Source organism: Corynebacterium sp. AOP36-E1-14, from assembly GCF_052377495.1.
GTDB lineage: Bacteria > Actinomycetota > Actinomycetes > Mycobacteriales > Mycobacteriaceae > Corynebacterium.
On record NZ_JBQSWV010000009.1, the window covers coordinates 21,764 to 37,449 of the forward strand.

Here is a 15,686-nt window from a genome sequence, read left to right on the forward strand (position 1 = left end):
TACCGTGGACCCCTCGGACCATCCCGAGCCCGGAGAGAGACCTGACCAGACCCGCCCCACCCGCAGGGAGTCGGCGAAGAGCTTCATCCGTGAGGTGACCTACCCGCACAGCATCCACCCGGCCCTGGTGCCGGGAGTGTCGGTGGAGGACCAACGCATCCGGTTCTCCGTCGACTGGCGCATCGTGAGCGTGGTCGGTGGCCTCATCGTCGCCTTCATCGCCTGGGGCGTGATCGCTCCGGAGCAGGTGTTCGACGCCTCCTCGGCGGCGCTGGCCTGGGTGATGGAGAACATGGGCTGGGTGTTCACCGCCCTGGCCACCGGCCTGATGTTCTTCCTGCTGATCCTCGCGTCCAGCCGCTACGGCAAGATCCCGCTCGGACTCGACGGGGAGAAGGCCGAGTACTCCACCATGTCCTGGACGGCGATGCTCTTCGCCGCGGGCATCGGCATCGGCATCATCTTCTTCGGCCCCTACGAGCCGATGAGCCACTACCTGGACCCGCGCCCCGGCGCCTACGACCCCGCCACACAGGAGGCGGTCAAGGGTGCGATGGCGCAGTCGGCGATGCACTGGGGCATCAACGCCTGGGCGATCTACGCCATCGTCGGCCTGGCCGTGGCCTACGTGTCCTACCGGCGTGGCAGGGTGCCGCTGATGAGCTCGATCCTCATGCCCCTGTTCTCGGTGAAGTCCACCGACACCCTGCCGGCCCGGCTCATCGACGGCATGGCCATCGTCGCCACCCTCTTCGGCACCGCCGCGTCCCTGGGCATCGGCGCCCTGCAGATCTCCAAGGGTGTGGAGGTGGTCTCGGGCTGGTCCCCGGCGGGCAACACCTTCGCCCTGGTCATCATCATGGTGCTGACGATCGGCACGATCCTCTCGGCGGTCTCCGGTGTGGCCAAGGGCATCCGCTGGCTGTCGAACATCAACATGGTGCTCGCCATCGGTCTGGCGCTGTTCTTCTTCATCGTCGGCCCCACGGCCTTCCTAGCGAACATGATCCCGGCGGTGATCGTCGACTACGTCGGCTCGATGCCGGACATGCTCAGCGCCAACATGGGCGAGGGCGAGGACATGCAGGCGTTCCTGTCGGGCTGGACCACGTTCTACTGGGCGTGGTGGGTGTCCTGGTCGCCGTTCGTCGGCGTGTTCGTGGCGAAGATCTCCCGCGGACGCACGATCCGCCAGTTCATCCTCGGCGTGCTGTTCATCCCCTCCACGATCATCGTGCTGGCCTTCACCATCCTGGGCGGGACGTCGATCTGGATCCAGCGGCAGACCGGGTCCATCGCCGCCGGCGACGACCCCTCGGCGATGCCCGCACCGGAGGAGATCTTCTTCACCGTGCTCGACCACCTGCCCGGTGCCGGCATCGTGGCCCCGGTGGTCATCGTGATGCTGGCGGTCTTCTTCATCACCACCGCCGACTCGGCGTCGCTGGTGAACTCCCAGCTGTCCCAGCGTGGCAACCCCGACCCGAAGAAGTGGGTGACGGTGTTCTGGGCGCTGTGCATGGCCGGCATCGCCGTGGTCATCCTGCTCGCCGGCGGCGAGGACGCACTGCAGGGGCTGCAGAACTTCATCACCGTCACCGCGCTGCCCTTCGCCGTGGTGCTGGTGCTCATGGCCGTCGCACTGGTGCGCGAGCTACGCACCGACCCGTTCACGATCCGCGACGATTTCCAGGAGCAGGCACTGTCCAACGCCGTGGTCCACGGGGTGCGCGAGCACGGCGACAACTTCGCCATCGCCGTGGAGCAGACCGACGCCGACAGCGACTACGCTACCGGCGGCGACTTCAACTCCCGGGCGGCGGAGGTCACCGACTGGTACACCCGCACCGACGAGGACGGCAACCCGGTCGACTACGACTACGAGACCGGTGAGTACGTCACCGGGGAGCAGCCGTCCCCCGACGATCGGAGCTGACGGCGCCACGCACGCGGGCAACACCGGCGAGCACGGCGAGGACCAGGGAGCCGACGAGCAGGCCCACCACCGCCGAGCAGCCGGTCTCCACCAGCCACTGCACGGCGCCGCCGGCCCCGGCCACGGCCTCCTCGAGGTGGTGCGCCACGGAGTAGGGCAGGTGCCAGCCGAGGTCGTCGGTGCCGACGAGCAGGATGTGCCCGCCGACCCACAGCATCGCCGCGGTCCCGACCACCGACAGGGCCGTCAGGATCTTCGGCATCAGCGCGACGAGTCCGCGCCCTGTCCTGCGCACGACGGTGGGCCGGTCGCGTTCGGGGTCGGCGAGGGCCAGGCCCACGTCGTCCATCTTCACCAGCAGCCCGACCACACCGTAGACGGCGAAGGTGATGATCAGCGCCACGCCCACCAGGATCGCGGCGCGCTCCGGCACGCCGCGGTCGGTCAGCTCGTTGAGCGACAGGACCATGATCTCCGCCGACAGGATGAAGTCGGTGCGCACCGCCCCCTTGACCAGTGACTCCTCGTCATCGGGGCCGTCGGGGCCGTCGGGGGAGGACGCTGCGGCGTCCGGTGCGTCCTGCGCGTGTTTCTCCTGCCCGCCGCGCCGCGCGGCGACGGCGTGCCACACCTTCTCCGCGCCCTCGTAGGCGAGGTAGGTGCCGCCGACCATGAGGATCGGGGTGAGCGCCCACGGCGCGAGCCAGCTGAGCAGCAGGATCACCGGAAGGATGATGATGATCTTGTTCACCAGCGAGCCCTTGGTGATCCGCCAGATGATCGGCAGTTCGCGGGCGGGGCTGACCCCCTCGACGAACCCGGGGGTGACCGCGGCGTCGTCGACGACCACGGCGGCGGCCCTGGTGCTGGTGGTGGCGGCCGCGCGGGCCACGTCACCGGTGCTGGCCGCGGCCTTGCGTGCGATCAGCGTGACATCGTCGAGCAGTGCGAACAGGCCACCGGCCATGGGGTCTTCTCCGTAGGGGTTCGGGTCTCACTCAGTGCGGGGTGTCGTGGCGTGTGCGGCCGCTGAGCTCGGCCACGTCGTTATCGTGGAGCAGGTCGACCAGATCGCTGCGAGACTGCGCGCCGGACGCTGCAGGCAGCAGCGCACCCACCGCGTCGCGGAAGTCACGGTCCTGGTGGCGCGCACGCCGGTGCAACAGCACCCCGGACCACAGGTACACCAGTGAGACGGTGCCGCTGACCGCTCCGCCGAGCACCAGGATCCCGCCGAGCACCCGGGCGGCCACCTGGGCGACCACCTGGGTGCCGCCGCCGGGGACGGCGAACAGCCACAGACCGCCACCGACGAGCAGCACGGCCAGCACGACGACCACGAGCGACCAGGCCACCGCCGAGAGGGGGGACTGGGAGCGGTCCTCGTTGTGGGAGATCATCGTGTCGATCCGGTGCAGCTGACACGTGGAGTCGGCGAGATCGGCCTCGGAGACCACGTGCCGGGCCGTCAACGCGCGGCGGTGCGCGAGCACACGGGGGTGATCGGTCGGGCGGTGACCACCGTCGCCGCTGGACCTGACGTACATGATGGGAACTGTACAGTGCTTTCGGCGATCCGGCGCGGTATGCCCGACACGCCCCGGGGTTCAGGCGGTGAGGAAGTCCTCCCAGCGCGCCCAGTCGTCACGCATCTGGTTCTCACCGTCGGTGAAGGACGCCCGCAGCTTGTCGATCTTGCGCTCGGTGTTGGAGATGCGCATGTGCTCGGGGAAGAACAACAGGGCACGGCCCTGCTCCTCGAGCTCCAGGAGACGACGCTTCGTGGCGTTGTAGCGGCCCGGGCGGGTGATCACCGCCTCGGCGACGGCCGGGGTGTCGCGCAGCACCCGGCGCACCGCGCCGGGGTACTTGACCTCGGGCTTGACGTAGTCGCGCGGGCGGGTGCAGACCACCAGGAACTTGCTGAAGCCTTCCTGCTCGGCGGCTTCCAGCGCGATGCCGCCGGAGGATCCCAGGGCGCCGTCCACGTAGGGTTCCCCGTCGACGACGGGGGTCTTCATCAGCACCGGCATCGTCGAGGACGCCCGGACCCGCTTCATCAGCGAGGGCAGGTCGGTGAGGTCCTCGCGTCCCCAGTAGACGGTCTCACCGGTGCGGGCGTGCATCGCACCGACGCGGAAGGGCGTCGGGTCGGCGGTGAAGGTGTCCCAGTCGAAGGGGAACTCGTTGCCGGGGAGCCCGGAGGTCTCGTAGATGAACTCGGCGTTGAAGTAGCCGTCGCCGCGCAGGAAGGAGCTGATGCCGCCGGTGCCGGGGGCGGCCCCGAACTCCACGAAACTCTCGCGGGCGCGCTCGGCGTCGTGCGAGAGCATGTTCACCGTGTGCGAGGCCCCGGCGGAGATGCCGCCGACCCAGCCGACCTGGACCTCGTGCTCGATCAGGGCGCTGACACAGGCGGCCGTGTAGCTGTTGCGCATGCCGCCGCCCTCGAAGATCAGGGCCACGTCGGGCGCGGCCAGTGCGGGGGAGCCGCTCACCACTCGACCCCGCGCAGCGCCTCGTGGGGATCCTCGTTGCCGGCGTTGAACCGGATCGTGCGACCGGAGGTCTGCGGGCACTCGAGTGCGGCGACGATGGTCTGGGCCACCGTCTCACGCGGGACCTCGGTGGCGTCCGTGCGTCCGTCGCCCTCGGGCAGGATCTCGATGCCGCCACGGTCGCGGTCGTCGGTCAGCCGGCTCGGCGCGATGATCGTCCAGTCCAGTTCGGAGTCCCGCAGGTGCTGGTCGGCGGCCGCCTTGGACTCGGCGTAGGGGTAGAAGTCGCTGTCCTCCGGGAAGCTGTGGTCCAGGTACGAGCCCGACCACGACAGCATGATGAACCGGGAGACACCGACCTCCTCGGCGGCGTTGATGGTGCGGATCGCCGCGTCGCGGTCCACGGCGAAGGTGCGCTCCGGGTTCCCGCCGCCGGCGCCGGCGGCCCAGATGACCGTGTCGTGGCCCTCGAGCAGGTCGGCGATGGCGTCGGTGCTCATCGTCTCGACGTCCGCCACCGTCGGGGTCGCCCCGGTCTCGCGGGCGTCGTTGAACTGGTCGCGCGAGCGGATCACGGAGGTCACCGAGTTGCCCGCCTCGACGAGCATCGGTGCCGTGAGCCTGGCGACCTTCCCGTTGCCGCCGATGATGACGATGTCGTACATGGTGTGGGGTGCCTTTCGTCGAGGGCGTTGTCGCGTCGCTGGTCTCCCCAGCCTAGCGGGCCGTGAGTGCGCCCACAGCCCCGGCACCGACGCACACGTGGGCGCCGGGTGGGCCGTCGATCTCCGCCAGGATCGTGCCGCCCCCGCCGGAGAGGTTGACCCACCTGGTGACCAGGTCGGTGTCGACGTCCACGTCCACCGCACGCGCCCGCCACTGCGCCTCGTCCTCCAGGCCGTTGGGGGTGGACAGTTCCACGGTCAGCTCCCGGTCGGCGGTGGCGGTGAACTCCCACGTCCAGTCGCCGAAGGGCAGCGCGGGTTCCACGGTGATGATCTGCGGCTGGCCGGCGTCGACACGGACGCCGCAGTCGGGGACGTCGCCCTGGGCGCTGCGTGCGACGTCGAGCACGTGGGCCTCGGCGACGCGTCCGTCCGGCAGGACGACCGTGGGCGCGGTGCTCACCTCGCCGACACCGTCCCCGCCGCCACCGGCGGCGATCGCGCCGACCCTGTTGTAGGGCGACATCAGCGGGGTGAGGACCTCCAGCGGGGTGTTCTGGTCGAGCAGGACGGTGCCGGCGTCCTGCGCCTCTGACACGGCCTGCCGCACGCCGGCGAGGTACGCGGCGGTCGCGTCGTCCGACCACGCGGACACCCACGTCACGGTCGAGACCGTGGAACTCAGCGTGAACAGGACGGCGGCCAGTACCGCGGTCCAGGTGCGTGCCAGAACCGGGGGCGCGGCCACCACGAGCACCACGGTGACCGACCACCAGTCGGCGTAGTAGTGCATGCCGCGGGCGAGCAGGTCGGACGCCCCGTCGCCGGTGCGTCCCTCACGCAGCAGCAGCAGGACGACCAGCAGGTACGCGCAGGACGCGGCCAGCGCCGTGAGCGCCGCGAGGAACGCCGCCGGGCGGCGGCGCGTGCGCGCCAACGTCCACACGAGCAGGACGGCCAGCAGGACGCCCACGATGACCTGCACCAGGGTCGACGTCGTGGAGAACGCGGGGGAGGGGTCCCACCGGTCCCAGCTCCACGGCCCGCCGAGGACGCCGGGCAGCACCGAGGAGCCGAGCGCGGAGGTCACCCCGTGCAGCCCCGGCGCCTCGCCACCGCCGTCACCACGTCCGACCAGGGCGAGGTACACCCCGGCCCACGCGAGGGTGAGCAGCGCCGGCGCCACCAGCACCAGCCGGTCGCGGGAGGGGCCCCGGCGCACCCGCAGGACGAGCGCGACGGCCAGCACCGCCGGCACCACCGTCAGCGCCCGCTCCGTCATGAGCAACCCGCCCAGCAGCACCAGCGTGGCGAGCGTGTTGCGCAGCACGACCCCGCGCGGGGCTGTCAGCGCCAGGCCCACACCTGCGGCGGTGAGCTGCCAGGCCAGGGCGTTGACTCCGGCCGACCACCACCCGGTGGCGGTGCCCAGGAACGGGGAGAACACCAGGGCGGTGAACCCCAGGACCCGCAGACCCCACCGGTCGGTGAGCCGGCCGAGCAGGACCCACCACAGGCCCGCGGCCAGGGCCGTCGCCGCCAGGGTGACCACGCACGGCAACCACCACTGCAGGGGTGCGAGGGAGTCCACGGCGATCTGCAGCGCCGCCGAGCCGGGCATCAGGTGCCCGTCGTAGGGGGCCCACAGTCCGGAGTCACGGAAGGACGGAGGGATGACCAGGTCGTCCCAGTAGAAGGTCCGCTGGCTGAGCTGCCACCCGCGCAACGCCAGGAGCGCGACGACGAGCAGCAGCGGGAGCAGCACCGGGAGCCGGCCCCGTCTCACGCGCCGTCGGTGAGGGGCTGGACGGACAGCAGCGTCACGTCGTCGGCGGTGCAGGCGGTCAGGTCAGGCACGGCGAGGACGGTGGTCTGCTCCTCCTCCGGCACGATGACCTGTAGACCACCGGCCGGGGTGGGGCCGCAGGCGGTCTCGTCGTAGTTCTCCGCCCGGCCGATGCTCAGCGCCGACGTCGCGGTCGACCCCGCGGCGAGCTCCACCACCGACGACGGCACGTTCTCCTCACGCTCGGCCGGCGCGCCGACCGGCTCGCCGGCCTCGTCGACGAGGGTGACCCCGGGGAACCCGGCGAGGGTGCAGGAGCCGTCGGAGGTGTTGGTGAACTCCACGTCCAGCAGGATGCTGCCGGCCGCGCCCTGGGACTGCCCCGCGGTGACGTCCAGGTCACCGGTGGTGCACCGCCCGTCGGCGCCGGACGCCGCGGCGCCCTCCGAGGATTCAGTGTCGCCGCCGTTGCCGCCGCTGCCGCCGGGTTCGCCGGTGGCCACCGGCGTCGGCGTCGTCGTGCTCGTCGAGGCGTCCGAACCGGCGTCGGACCCGGAGCCGTCGCCGTCGGAACACCCGGCGAGGACGGACAGGGCCAGAACGCCGACCGCGCCGGCGGCGCACGCGGCACCGGCGGCGCGCCGGGGCGTCCTACGACGTCTGTGCAGGTCGTGGGCGCCTCCGGCGGTGAGGCGAGGGGTGGTCGGGGCGTCTGACGGGTGCTCGGTAGACATGACCCCCAGTGTAGGCTGAATCACAACACCGGGTTCACGGTACCTCCACGCGGGACCGCGGCCCCGGGGTAACGTCCCGTGCGAGCACTGCCCACGATTTTCCCCAGGAGACTGACGTCCATGGCTTTCAACCCCGATTTCGACCTCTTCCAGCTGCCGGAAGAATACCGCGAACTGCGCGACAGCATCCGAGGCCTGTCAGAGCAGGAGATCGCCCCCTACGCCGCCGCCGTCGACGAGGACGAGCGCTTCCCGGAGGAGGCGCTCAAGGCCCTCAACGACAGCGGGTTCAACGCCATCCACGTCGGTGACCAGTACGGCGGACAGGGCGGCGACTCGCTGGCTGCGGTGATCGTGATCGAGGAGGTCGCCCGCGTGTGTGGTGCCTCCTCGCTGATCCCGGCGGTGAACAAGCTCGGAACGATGGGCCTGATCCTCTCCGGCTCCGAGGAGCTCAAGCAGCAGGTCCTGCCGGACATCGCCAACGGTGCCATGGCGTCCTACGCGCTGACCGAGCGCGAGGCAGGTTCCGATGCCGGCGGCATGAAGACCAAGGCCGTGCGCGACGGCGAGGAGTGGGTCCTCAACGGCTCCAAGTGCTTCATCACCAACGGCGGCAAGTCCACCTGGTACACCGTGATGGCCGTGAGCGGCCCGGAGGCCGGGGCCAACGGCATCTCCGCGTTCATGGTGCACAAGGACGACCCCGGATTCCGCGTGGGCGGGCTCGAGCACAAGCTCGGCATCAAGGGTTCCCCGACCGCCGAACTGTACTTCGAGGACTGCCGCATCCCCGCAGACCGCATCATCGGTGAGGAGGGGACCGGCTTCAAGACCGCCCTGGCGACGCTGGACCACACCCGCCCCACGATCGGTGCCCAGGCGCTGGGCATCGCCCAGGGTGCCTTCGACGCCGCGGTGGACTACGTCAAGGAGCGCAAGCAGTTCGGCAAGCCGATCGCGGCGTTCCAGAACACCCAGTTCATGCTCGCGGACATGAAGATGAAGATCGACGCCGCCCGGCTGATGATCTACACCGCCGCGTCCAACGCAGAGCGTGGCGAGGCCGAGGGCGGCGACAAGCTCGGCCTGCTGGCCGCCGGGTCGAAGACCTTCGCCTCCGACATCGCCATGGAGGTCACCACCGACGCCGTGCAGCTGCTCGGCGGCTACGGCTACACCCGTGACTTCCCGGTGGAGCGCATGATGCGCGACGCCAAGATCACCCAGATCTACGAAGGCACCAACCAGGTGTGCCGCATGGTGATGGGCCGCCAGATCCTGAAGTAGGCGGTTAGAAAGGCGCTGAGCCAGGCGCCAGGGGCGAACACCCGGCCCCGGACACAGTGAACCCCCGGACCGAAAGGGCCGGGGGTGCACTGCTGACGTTTCAAGAGGAGAATGCTCAGCTGCCGTATACGAGGTGTCCTTCCGGTGGGGTCCGTGTCGCTCGGCCACCTTCTCGGTGGCACTGACATCAATCTACGACTGCGTTCTTGGGGGAAGCTGTCAGGCTGCTGGAGCGTCAGTGCAAGTTCACGTAGCGCTGTCGCAGGGGGCGGCGAGCTGCACGTCAGTGGCCCAGTGGAGGGGAAAACCCACCCCGTCGAGCCACGCTTCCACGCCGCCGGCGTCGAGCATGCCGTTGATGAGGCGTTGCGAGGAGTGCAGTGCGCGGGACGCCGCGGCGGCGTCGACGTGCCCGGCGAGCAGGGCGTCGCCGAGCTCCTCGAGGTCGAGCACCTCCCATTTGCGACCGGCGTAGGTCACCAGGTCGACGTAGAGGTCGGTGGTGTGCCAGGTGTCGCCGGCGTCCTCGACCAGGGCGATGTCGACGTAGAGGTCCTGGCCGTCGAAGCGTCCGCCCTCGCCCTTCCGGAAGTGGAATCGGTTGACCCGCAGGTCGAGCTCCGGGATGAGCCAGCTCTCGAGGTAACCGAAGCGGGGGTGGTCGGCGGGACGGGCCATGTACAGCATGCCGTCGGTCCGCGACCAGTGGTCCACGGCGCGCAGGAAGCCCTTGGGGTCGGTGTTGGTGTCGTTGACGAGGTCGAAGGTCTCGACCTTGGGCGGGTGCAGGTCGCTCATCTCGGCTCCGGGGGTGGCCGGTGGTGGGTCAGCGGACGTTGAAGATACCGGCGGTGGGCAGGAAGGTGCAGTTGCCCTGGGCGCCCTCCTCGTCGGTGGTCACGCCGCCCTCGAGCAGGGTGAGGACGTTGCCGGGGCCGGTGTCCGCCAGGCCGTTGATGGTGGCGGGGCCGTCGGGGTTGATCCCGCCGAAGCCGAGGGGGGTCTGGCCCACGCGGCCGTTGTCGATGTTGACCCAGTGCACGCGCATGCCGTCGTTCTGGTGCTCGGCGACGGGTCCGGTGCCCAGGGCGGTGAAGACGAAGGAGATCTGTCCGGCGGGGACGCCGGGGAGGGGCAGCTCCGCGGGGCCGGGCACGCCCATGGCCAGGCCGACGGCGTTGCTGTCGCCGCCGATGCAGTTCTGGGCGAGTGTCGGCCAGCCGAACTGGGTGAAGCCGGGGGCGTCCTCGGGCAGGCCCACACCGGGTTCACCGTCGCCGCGGAAGAAGCTGACGACGCGCTTGAGGACACCGGAGACCTCTTCGGGGATCTCGGGCCGGTTGGCGACGTCCTCGATCTGCGCCAGGAGTTCGGGGGTGGGCCGGCCGAGGTTGTCGAGCGGCAGGTCCGGCATGGCCGGGAGCCCGGGCAGTCCCGGGATCGTGGGGGCGGCCTGCGCCGCCGGGGCGGCGGCGAGCGACATGCCGGCGGACGCCGCGGCGGCGGTCAGGACGGCGACGACGGTGCGCGCCACGCGGCGCGTGGGGCGTCCGGCGCGATTGGTGCGTCCTGCCCGGGCCGGGCGGGCGGGGCGGGTGAGCTGGGTGAGCTGGGTGAGCTGGGGTAGCTGGGGTAGCACTGTCAGCCTCTCGGTGGTCTGGAATGGTGCCCCGTACGCTGCGGTCGCCGGGAACATCAAACGTCACATGAGCCCCAACCGTAACATGCGTAACAGGCCGGACCAAGTGTCGGTTTTGCCTACCATAGCAGTGACAGGCGTTCACCGCGCGCCGGAGAGCAGCACACGATAGTCTCGATGAGAGAAAACAGGGAGCTGTCGAGTACCCTGGACCGTCGTTGAACCCCGAGTCGTCCTCCGGGCCCGCCGACCTCGACTCATTCTCAATTAGGAAGCTGAAGGATCTGTGTCACTGACTGAATTCCGCAATGTCGCCATCGTCGCCCACGTTGACCACGGCAAGACCACCCTCGTCGACGCCATGCTGCGTCAGTCCGGGGTCTTCGATGCCCACGGCGAGGTCGAGGACCGTGTCATGGATTCGGGGGACCTGGAGAAGGAGAAGGGCATCACCATCCTGGCCAAGAACACGGCGATCCGCCGTGCCGGCCTTGGTAAGGACGGCGGTGACCTGGTCATCAACGTCATCGACACCCCCGGCCACGCCGACTTCGGTGGCGAGGTCGAGCGTGCCCTGTCCATGGTCGACGGTGTCGTCCTGCTGATCGACGCCTCTGAGGGCCCGCTGCCCCAGACCCGTTTCGTGCTCGGCAAGGCCCTCGAGGCCAAGATGCCGGTCATGATCTGCGTGAACAAGACCGACCGTCCGGACGCCCGGATCGACGAGGTCGTCACCGAGGCGCAGGACCTCCTGCTCGAGCTCGCCTCCGCACTGGACGACGAGGAGGCCGCGGCCGCCGCCGAGACCCTCCTCGACCTGCCCGTGCTCTACGCCTCCGGCCGCGCCGGCAAGGCCTCCACCGAGAACCCCGGCAACGGCAACGTGCCGGAGGCCGAGGACCTGCAGGCCCTCTTCGACGTCCTCTACGACGTGCTCCCGGAGCCGTCCGCAGACATCGAGGCCCCGCTGCAGGCCCACGTCACGAACCTGGACTCCAGCTCCTTCCTGGGCCGCATCGGCCTGATCCGTGTCTTCGCCGGCACGATCCGCAAGGGTCAGCAGGTCGCCTGGATCCACTACGACGCCGACGGCGTCGAGCACACCAAGACCGCCAAGATCGCCGAGCTGCTGCGCACCGTCGGCGTCTCGCGCGTCCCCGCCGAGGAGGTCATCGCCGGCGACATCGCCGCGATCTCCGGCATCGAGGACATCATGATCGGCGACACCCTCGCCGACCCCGAGCACCCGGTCGCCCTGCCGCGCATCACCGTGGACGAGCCCGCGATCTCGATGACCATCGGTGTCAACACCTCCCCGATGGCCGGCCGTGGCGGCGGCGACAAGCTCACCGCCCGCGTCGTCAAGGCCCGTCTGGACCAGGAGCTCATCGGTAACGTCTCCATCCGCGTGCTGCCCACCGAGCGTCCCGACGCCTGGGAGGTCCAGGGCCGTGGCGAGATGGCCCTGTCCGTCCTGGTGGAGACCATGCGCCGCGAAGGTTTCGAGCTGACCGTGGGCAAGCCCCAGGTGGTCACCCGGACCGTGGACGGCAAGCTCCAGGAGCCCTACGAGCACATGATCATCGACGTGCCCGAGGAGCACCTCGGTGCCGTGACCCAGCTCATGGCCGCCCGCAAGGGCCGCATGGAGGGCATGGACAACACCGGTACCGGCTGGATCCGGATGAACTTCACCGTCCCGTCCCGTGGTCTGATCGGTTTCCGCACCATCTTCATGACCGAGACCCGCGGCACCGGCATCGCCAACCACTACTCGGCCGGCTACGAGGGTTGGGCCGGCGAGATCAAGGACCGTCCCAACGGCTCCCTGGTCTCCGACCGCACCGGTCAGATCACCGCCTACGCGCTGACCCAGCTCGGCGACCGTGGTGAGTTCTTCGTCGAGCCCGGCACCCAGACCTACGAGGGCATGGTCGTCGGGCAGAACAACCGCGACGAGGACATGGACATCAACATCACCAAGGAGAAGAAGCTCACGAACATGCGTTCCGCCACCGCGGACGCCACCGTGACGCTCGCCAAGGCGCGCAACCTCACCCTCGACGAGGCCATGGAGTTCTGTGGCGGCGACGAGTGCGTGGAGGTCACCCCGGAGAACATCCGCGTGCGCAAGGTCATCCTCGGCGCCACCGAGCGTGCCCGTGCGCTGTCGCGCATGAAGGCCCGCAACAAGTAGGCCGTTCCGGCACAGTCGCAGCCACGTACATGAGGAGCCGTCGCCAGGTGAACAAGATCAGTCGTCCCCGGCGGCGGCTTCCGTCGGTCGTAGCTGCCCTCGCGGCCTGCGGTCTCGTCCTGTCCGCCTGTCAGGCGAACCCCGGTGACGCGCCGACGGTCGAGGAAGCCAACGACCCCGACACCGAGGCCGGCGACGCCGCCGACGGCGGGGGAGACGGCGACACCGGGGCGTCCTCCGTGCCCGAGGAACTGCGCACCATCACCGTGGGTGTGGACCGCATCCCCGCGGACCTGAACCCGCACCTGGTCGGGTCGCGGTCGATGCTGACATCGACGGTCGCCGACCTCACCCTGCCGAGCGCCTTCACCGTCGGCGAGGACGGCGACCGCACCGTGCTCAACACCGACCTGCTCGACGCGGCCGAGGTCACGGCCGGCGAGGAGGACGCACCCACCGAGGTGCGCTACACCCTGGCCAGCGAGGCCCAGTGGTCCGACGGCACGCCCATCAGCGGCACGGACTTCCACTACCTGTGGCAGCAGGTCGTGACCATGCCGGGGACCACCGACACCGCCGGGTACGGGGACGTCGACGACGTCGCCGTGTCCGCCGGCGGCAGCACGGTGACGGTGTCCTTCACCCGTCCGCAGCAGGACTGGCGCGAACTGTTCGCACACCTGCTGCCCAGCCACATCTACGGGGCCGAGGGCCGCAACTTCACCACCTTGCTGGGGTCGTTGCCCGCGGCGTCCGGCGGGGTGTACACCGTGCGCCAGTTCGACCCCTCGCGCGGCAACCTGGTCCTGGAGCGCAACACCCGTTACTGGGGCGAGTCCCCGGCACGCACCGACCGGGTGGTCTTCTCCGAGTCGGCCGACCTGAACACCTCCACGCAGATGCTGCGCGCGGGGCAGTACCAGATGCTGACGACCCGTAGCGGGGCGGTGACCTCCGAGTCCGTGGACTCCGTGCCGACGGTGGGCGCCAGGACCGTGGACCTGGACACCCGGCTCGACCTGGTGCCCAACGTGGCCTCCGGTCGCCTGGAGTCGGCCGCGGCGCGGCGCGCGCTGCTGGGCAGCATCGATGCTGACCAGGTCTCACGCCTGGTCACCGGCGCGCCGGACGCCACGGCGCCCGCCGGGGTCATCGGCGCGTACGGCGGAGGCGCCGGCGACGTGGACGCGACGGAGGCCGTCGGGGCGAGCGACGCCGACCCCCTGCGCATCGCCGCGGACACCCTGGACGACGAGGCCGTCGAGGCCGCCCGCCGGGTCGCCGACCAGCTGACCTCCGCGGGCATTCCCGCGACGGTGGTCACCCCGTCCGCGTCCGACCTGTTCTCCGCCTTCCTTCCACGCGGCGAGGTCGATGCGGTGCTGGTGTGGCAGGACCGGGACCGCTCGCGCACCGACCTGCGCAGCTCCTTCGCCTGCGACGACGCCGACCGGCCCGTGATGTCGCCGTCGCGCTCCCTGCCCACCGAGTCCGAGCTGCCGGAATCCCCGGAGACCCCGGAGAGCACGGAGGACCCGGCAGCCACCGACTCCTCTGACTCCTCTGAGTCCTCTGAGTCTTCTGAGTCTTCTGAGACCTCCGAACCGACCACCACCAGCCCGGCTCCCGGCGACAGCGAGCTGACCGCCCGGGCGTCGAACGTCTCCGGGATCTGCGACCCCGAACTCGACACGCTGCTGGACGACGGTTCGGACACCCAGGTCTCCGGGTACCTCTCCAACCTGGCGCTCTCGCTGCCGTTGATGGGCGACTCCGTGGTTGTGGGCCGCGCGGCCGAGCTGGCCGGCCCCGCAGGCCGCGTCGCGGACTGGCCGGTCGGGCAGAGCACCGGCCCCTTCGTGAGCATCCCGGAGTGGTTCCGCGCCAGCCAGCAGTCCGACGCCGCCTCCGACGACGAGGCGGACACCACGAATGAGGCAGACGATGACTGACGTGACAACCGAAGAAGCGCGCGGGGACGGCGATCTCGCCGGACTGCGCGTGCTCGCCGTCCACGCCCACCCCGACGACGAATCCATCTGGGGTGGCCTGGCGTTGGCTAACTGGGTGCGCCGTGGCGCCGACGTTTCCGTGGTGACCTGCACCTTGGGGGAGGAGGGCGAGGTGATCGGCGAGAAGTACGCCGACATCGTCGCCGACGGCTACGACATCCTCGGCGGATACCGCATCGCCGAACTCCAGCGGGCCCTCGGTGAACTGGGGCTCGGACGCCCCCGGTTCCTCGGCGGCCCGGGGCGCTGGCGTGACTCCGGCATGGTCGGAACCCCGGCCGCGGAGCACCCGCGTGCATTCGTCAACTCCGGGCAGACGGCCGTCGACCAGCTCGCCGAGATCTTCGACGAGCTGCGTCCCCACGTGGTCGTCACCTACGGCCCGGACGGTGGCTACGGCCACCCCGACCACATCCGTGCCCACGAGATCACCCACACCGCTGCCGACCAGGCGGCTCAGGACGCTCAGGACGCTCACGGCGGCAGGTGGGTGCCGTCGCGGATCTACTGGACCGCCCAGGAACGTGAGCGGGTCGAGGAGGGCCTGCGCGACCTCGACTCCCAGGGTGAGCCGCCGCAGGGTTGGCGGCGTCCCGAGCCCGGGGAGCTGGCCACCGTCCCGGCCCGCGTGGTGGACGCGAGGGTCGAGGGCAGCGGGGAGGACCTGGCGGCGAAGCGTCGGGCCATGGCGGCCCACGCCACGCAGATCTGGGTCGCCGACGGTTCCGTCAGCGACGTCAACGACCGGCCCCGCACCGGGCGTGCAGGTCATGCCGGGACGGTCGCCTACTGCCTGTCGAACCTCATCGCCCAGCCGCTGCTGGACACCGAGAGCTACACCCTCGCCCGGGAATTTCCGGCGCGGGGCGGTGTTTCGCAGGAGACAGTGGACAGACTAGACTGTCTATTTGCCGAAGGGAGGTGAGAGC

13 protein-coding genes are annotated in these 15,686 nt (G+C 70.3%); 5 read left to right on the top strand and 8 right to left on the bottom strand.

What is annotated here, in order from left to right; all coding sequences use genetic code 11:
• Positions 1 to 94: 94 nt before the first annotated feature.
• Positions 95 to 1,936 (top strand): BCCT family transporter, encoded by a 1,842-nt coding sequence (locus ACT3TD_RS05930; protein ID WP_444614967.1) that lies wholly within the window; start codon positions 95 to 97, stop codon positions 1,934 to 1,936.
• Here the strand turns inward: ACT3TD_RS05930 and ACT3TD_RS05935 are convergent.
• Genes ACT3TD_RS05935 through ACT3TD_RS05960 form a run of 6 tightly spaced genes read right to left on the bottom strand, consistent with a single transcriptional unit; the run spans position 1,899 to position 7,619 of the window.
• Complete coding sequence (locus ACT3TD_RS05935; RefSeq protein ID WP_444614960.1) at positions 1,899 to 2,903, bottom strand: DUF808 domain-containing protein; 1,005 nt, start codon at positions 2,901 to 2,903, stop codon at positions 1,899 to 1,901. The two genes, ACT3TD_RS05930 and ACT3TD_RS05935, sit on opposite strands and share 38 nt — an antisense overlap.
• A gap of 31 nt (positions 2,904 to 2,934) precedes the next feature.
• Entirely contained in the window at positions 2,935 to 3,483 is a 549-nt protein-coding gene (locus ACT3TD_RS05940) for a hypothetical protein (protein WP_444637973.1), read from the bottom strand.
• 60 nt (positions 3,484 to 3,543) lie between these two features.
• Complete coding sequence (locus ACT3TD_RS05945) at positions 3,544 to 4,434, bottom strand: patatin-like phospholipase family protein (RefSeq protein ID WP_444614958.1); 891 nt, start codon at positions 4,432 to 4,434, stop codon at positions 3,544 to 3,546.
• A complete protein-coding gene (locus tag ACT3TD_RS05950; protein WP_444614957.1) occupies positions 4,431 to 5,099 on the bottom strand; it encodes an SDR family oxidoreductase in 669 nt (222 codons plus the stop codon). The genes ACT3TD_RS05945 and ACT3TD_RS05950 overlap by 4 nt, the downstream gene beginning before the upstream one ends.
• A 52-nt stretch (positions 5,100 to 5,151) precedes the next feature.
• Entirely contained in the window at positions 5,152 to 6,885 is a 1,734-nt protein-coding gene (locus ACT3TD_RS05955) for a hypothetical protein (RefSeq protein ID WP_444614956.1), read from the bottom strand.
• Positions 6,882 to 7,619, bottom strand: a complete 738-nt coding sequence (locus ACT3TD_RS05960; protein WP_441579614.1) for a DUF4232 domain-containing protein — start codon at positions 7,617 to 7,619, stop codon at positions 6,882 to 6,884. Before ACT3TD_RS05960 ends, ACT3TD_RS05955 begins: the two co-directional genes overlap by 4 nt.
• Before the next feature lie 120 nt (positions 7,620 to 7,739).
• Between ACT3TD_RS05960 and ACT3TD_RS05965 the strand changes: the two genes are divergently transcribed.
• Entirely contained in the window at positions 7,740 to 8,909 is a 1,170-nt protein-coding gene (locus ACT3TD_RS05965) for an acyl-CoA dehydrogenase family protein (RefSeq protein ID WP_444614955.1), read from the top strand.
• A gap of 246 nt (positions 8,910 to 9,155) precedes the next feature.
• On the opposite strand, the gene ACT3TD_RS05970 is transcribed toward ACT3TD_RS05965, so the two are convergent.
• On the bottom strand, positions 9,156 to 9,707 hold the full coding sequence (locus tag ACT3TD_RS05970; protein WP_444614954.1) for a DUF402 domain-containing protein: 552 nt from the start codon (positions 9,705 to 9,707) through the stop codon (positions 9,156 to 9,158).
• A 28-nt stretch (positions 9,708 to 9,735) separates the two neighbouring features.
• Positions 9,736 to 10,548: an Rv1157c family protein gene (locus tag ACT3TD_RS05975; protein ID WP_441579613.1), complete on the bottom strand. Its 813-nt coding sequence runs from the start codon at positions 10,546 to 10,548 to the stop codon at positions 9,736 to 9,738.
• 286 nt (positions 10,549 to 10,834) lie between these two features.
• Here ACT3TD_RS05975 and typA point away from each other — a divergent pair, with 286 nt between their 5' ends.
• From typA to mshB, 3 genes are read left to right on the top strand one after another with little or no spacing between them, the layout of a single operon-like run.
• A complete protein-coding gene (gene typA / locus ACT3TD_RS05980) occupies positions 10,835 to 12,745 on the top strand; it encodes a translational GTPase TypA (protein WP_441582158.1) in 1,911 nt (636 codons plus the stop codon).
• Between the two features lie 47 nt (positions 12,746 to 12,792).
• On the top strand, positions 12,793 to 14,697 hold the full coding sequence (locus tag ACT3TD_RS05985; protein WP_444614953.1) for an ABC transporter family substrate-binding protein: 1,905 nt from the start codon (positions 12,793 to 12,795) through the stop codon (positions 14,695 to 14,697).
• On the top strand, positions 14,690 to 15,682 hold the full coding sequence (gene mshB / locus ACT3TD_RS05990) for an N-acetyl-1-D-myo-inositol-2-amino-2-deoxy-alpha-D-glucopyranoside deacetylase (RefSeq protein WP_441579610.1): 993 nt from the start codon (positions 14,690 to 14,692) through the stop codon (positions 15,680 to 15,682). Before ACT3TD_RS05985 ends, mshB begins: the two co-directional genes overlap by 8 nt.
• Positions 15,683 to 15,686 lie beyond the last annotated feature (4 nt).

Coding starts and splice junctions, on each gene's coding strand:
- ACT3TD_RS05970 (WP_444614954.1), bottom strand. CDS start 9,707: ATGAGCGACCTGCACCCGCCCAAGGTCGAGACCTTCGACCTCGTCAAC.
- ACT3TD_RS05935 (WP_444614960.1), bottom strand. CDS start 2,903: ATGGCCGGTGGCCTGTTCGCACTGCTCGACGATGTCACGCTGATCGCA.
- ACT3TD_RS05950 (WP_444614957.1), bottom strand. CDS start 5,099: ATGTACGACATCGTCATCATCGGCGGCAACGGGAAGGTCGCCAGGCTC.
- ACT3TD_RS05960 (WP_441579614.1), bottom strand. CDS start 7,619: ATGTCTACCGAGCACCCGTCAGACGCCCCGACCACCCCTCGCCTCACC.
- ACT3TD_RS05940 (WP_444637973.1), bottom strand. CDS start 3,483: ATGTACGTCAGGTCCAGCGGCGACGGTGGTCACCGCCCGACCGATCAC.
- mshB (WP_441579610.1), top strand. CDS start 14,690: ATGACTGACGTGACAACCGAAGAAGCGCGCGGGGACGGCGATCTCGCC.
- ACT3TD_RS05965 (WP_444614955.1), top strand. CDS start 7,740: ATGGCTTTCAACCCCGATTTCGACCTCTTCCAGCTGCCGGAAGAATAC.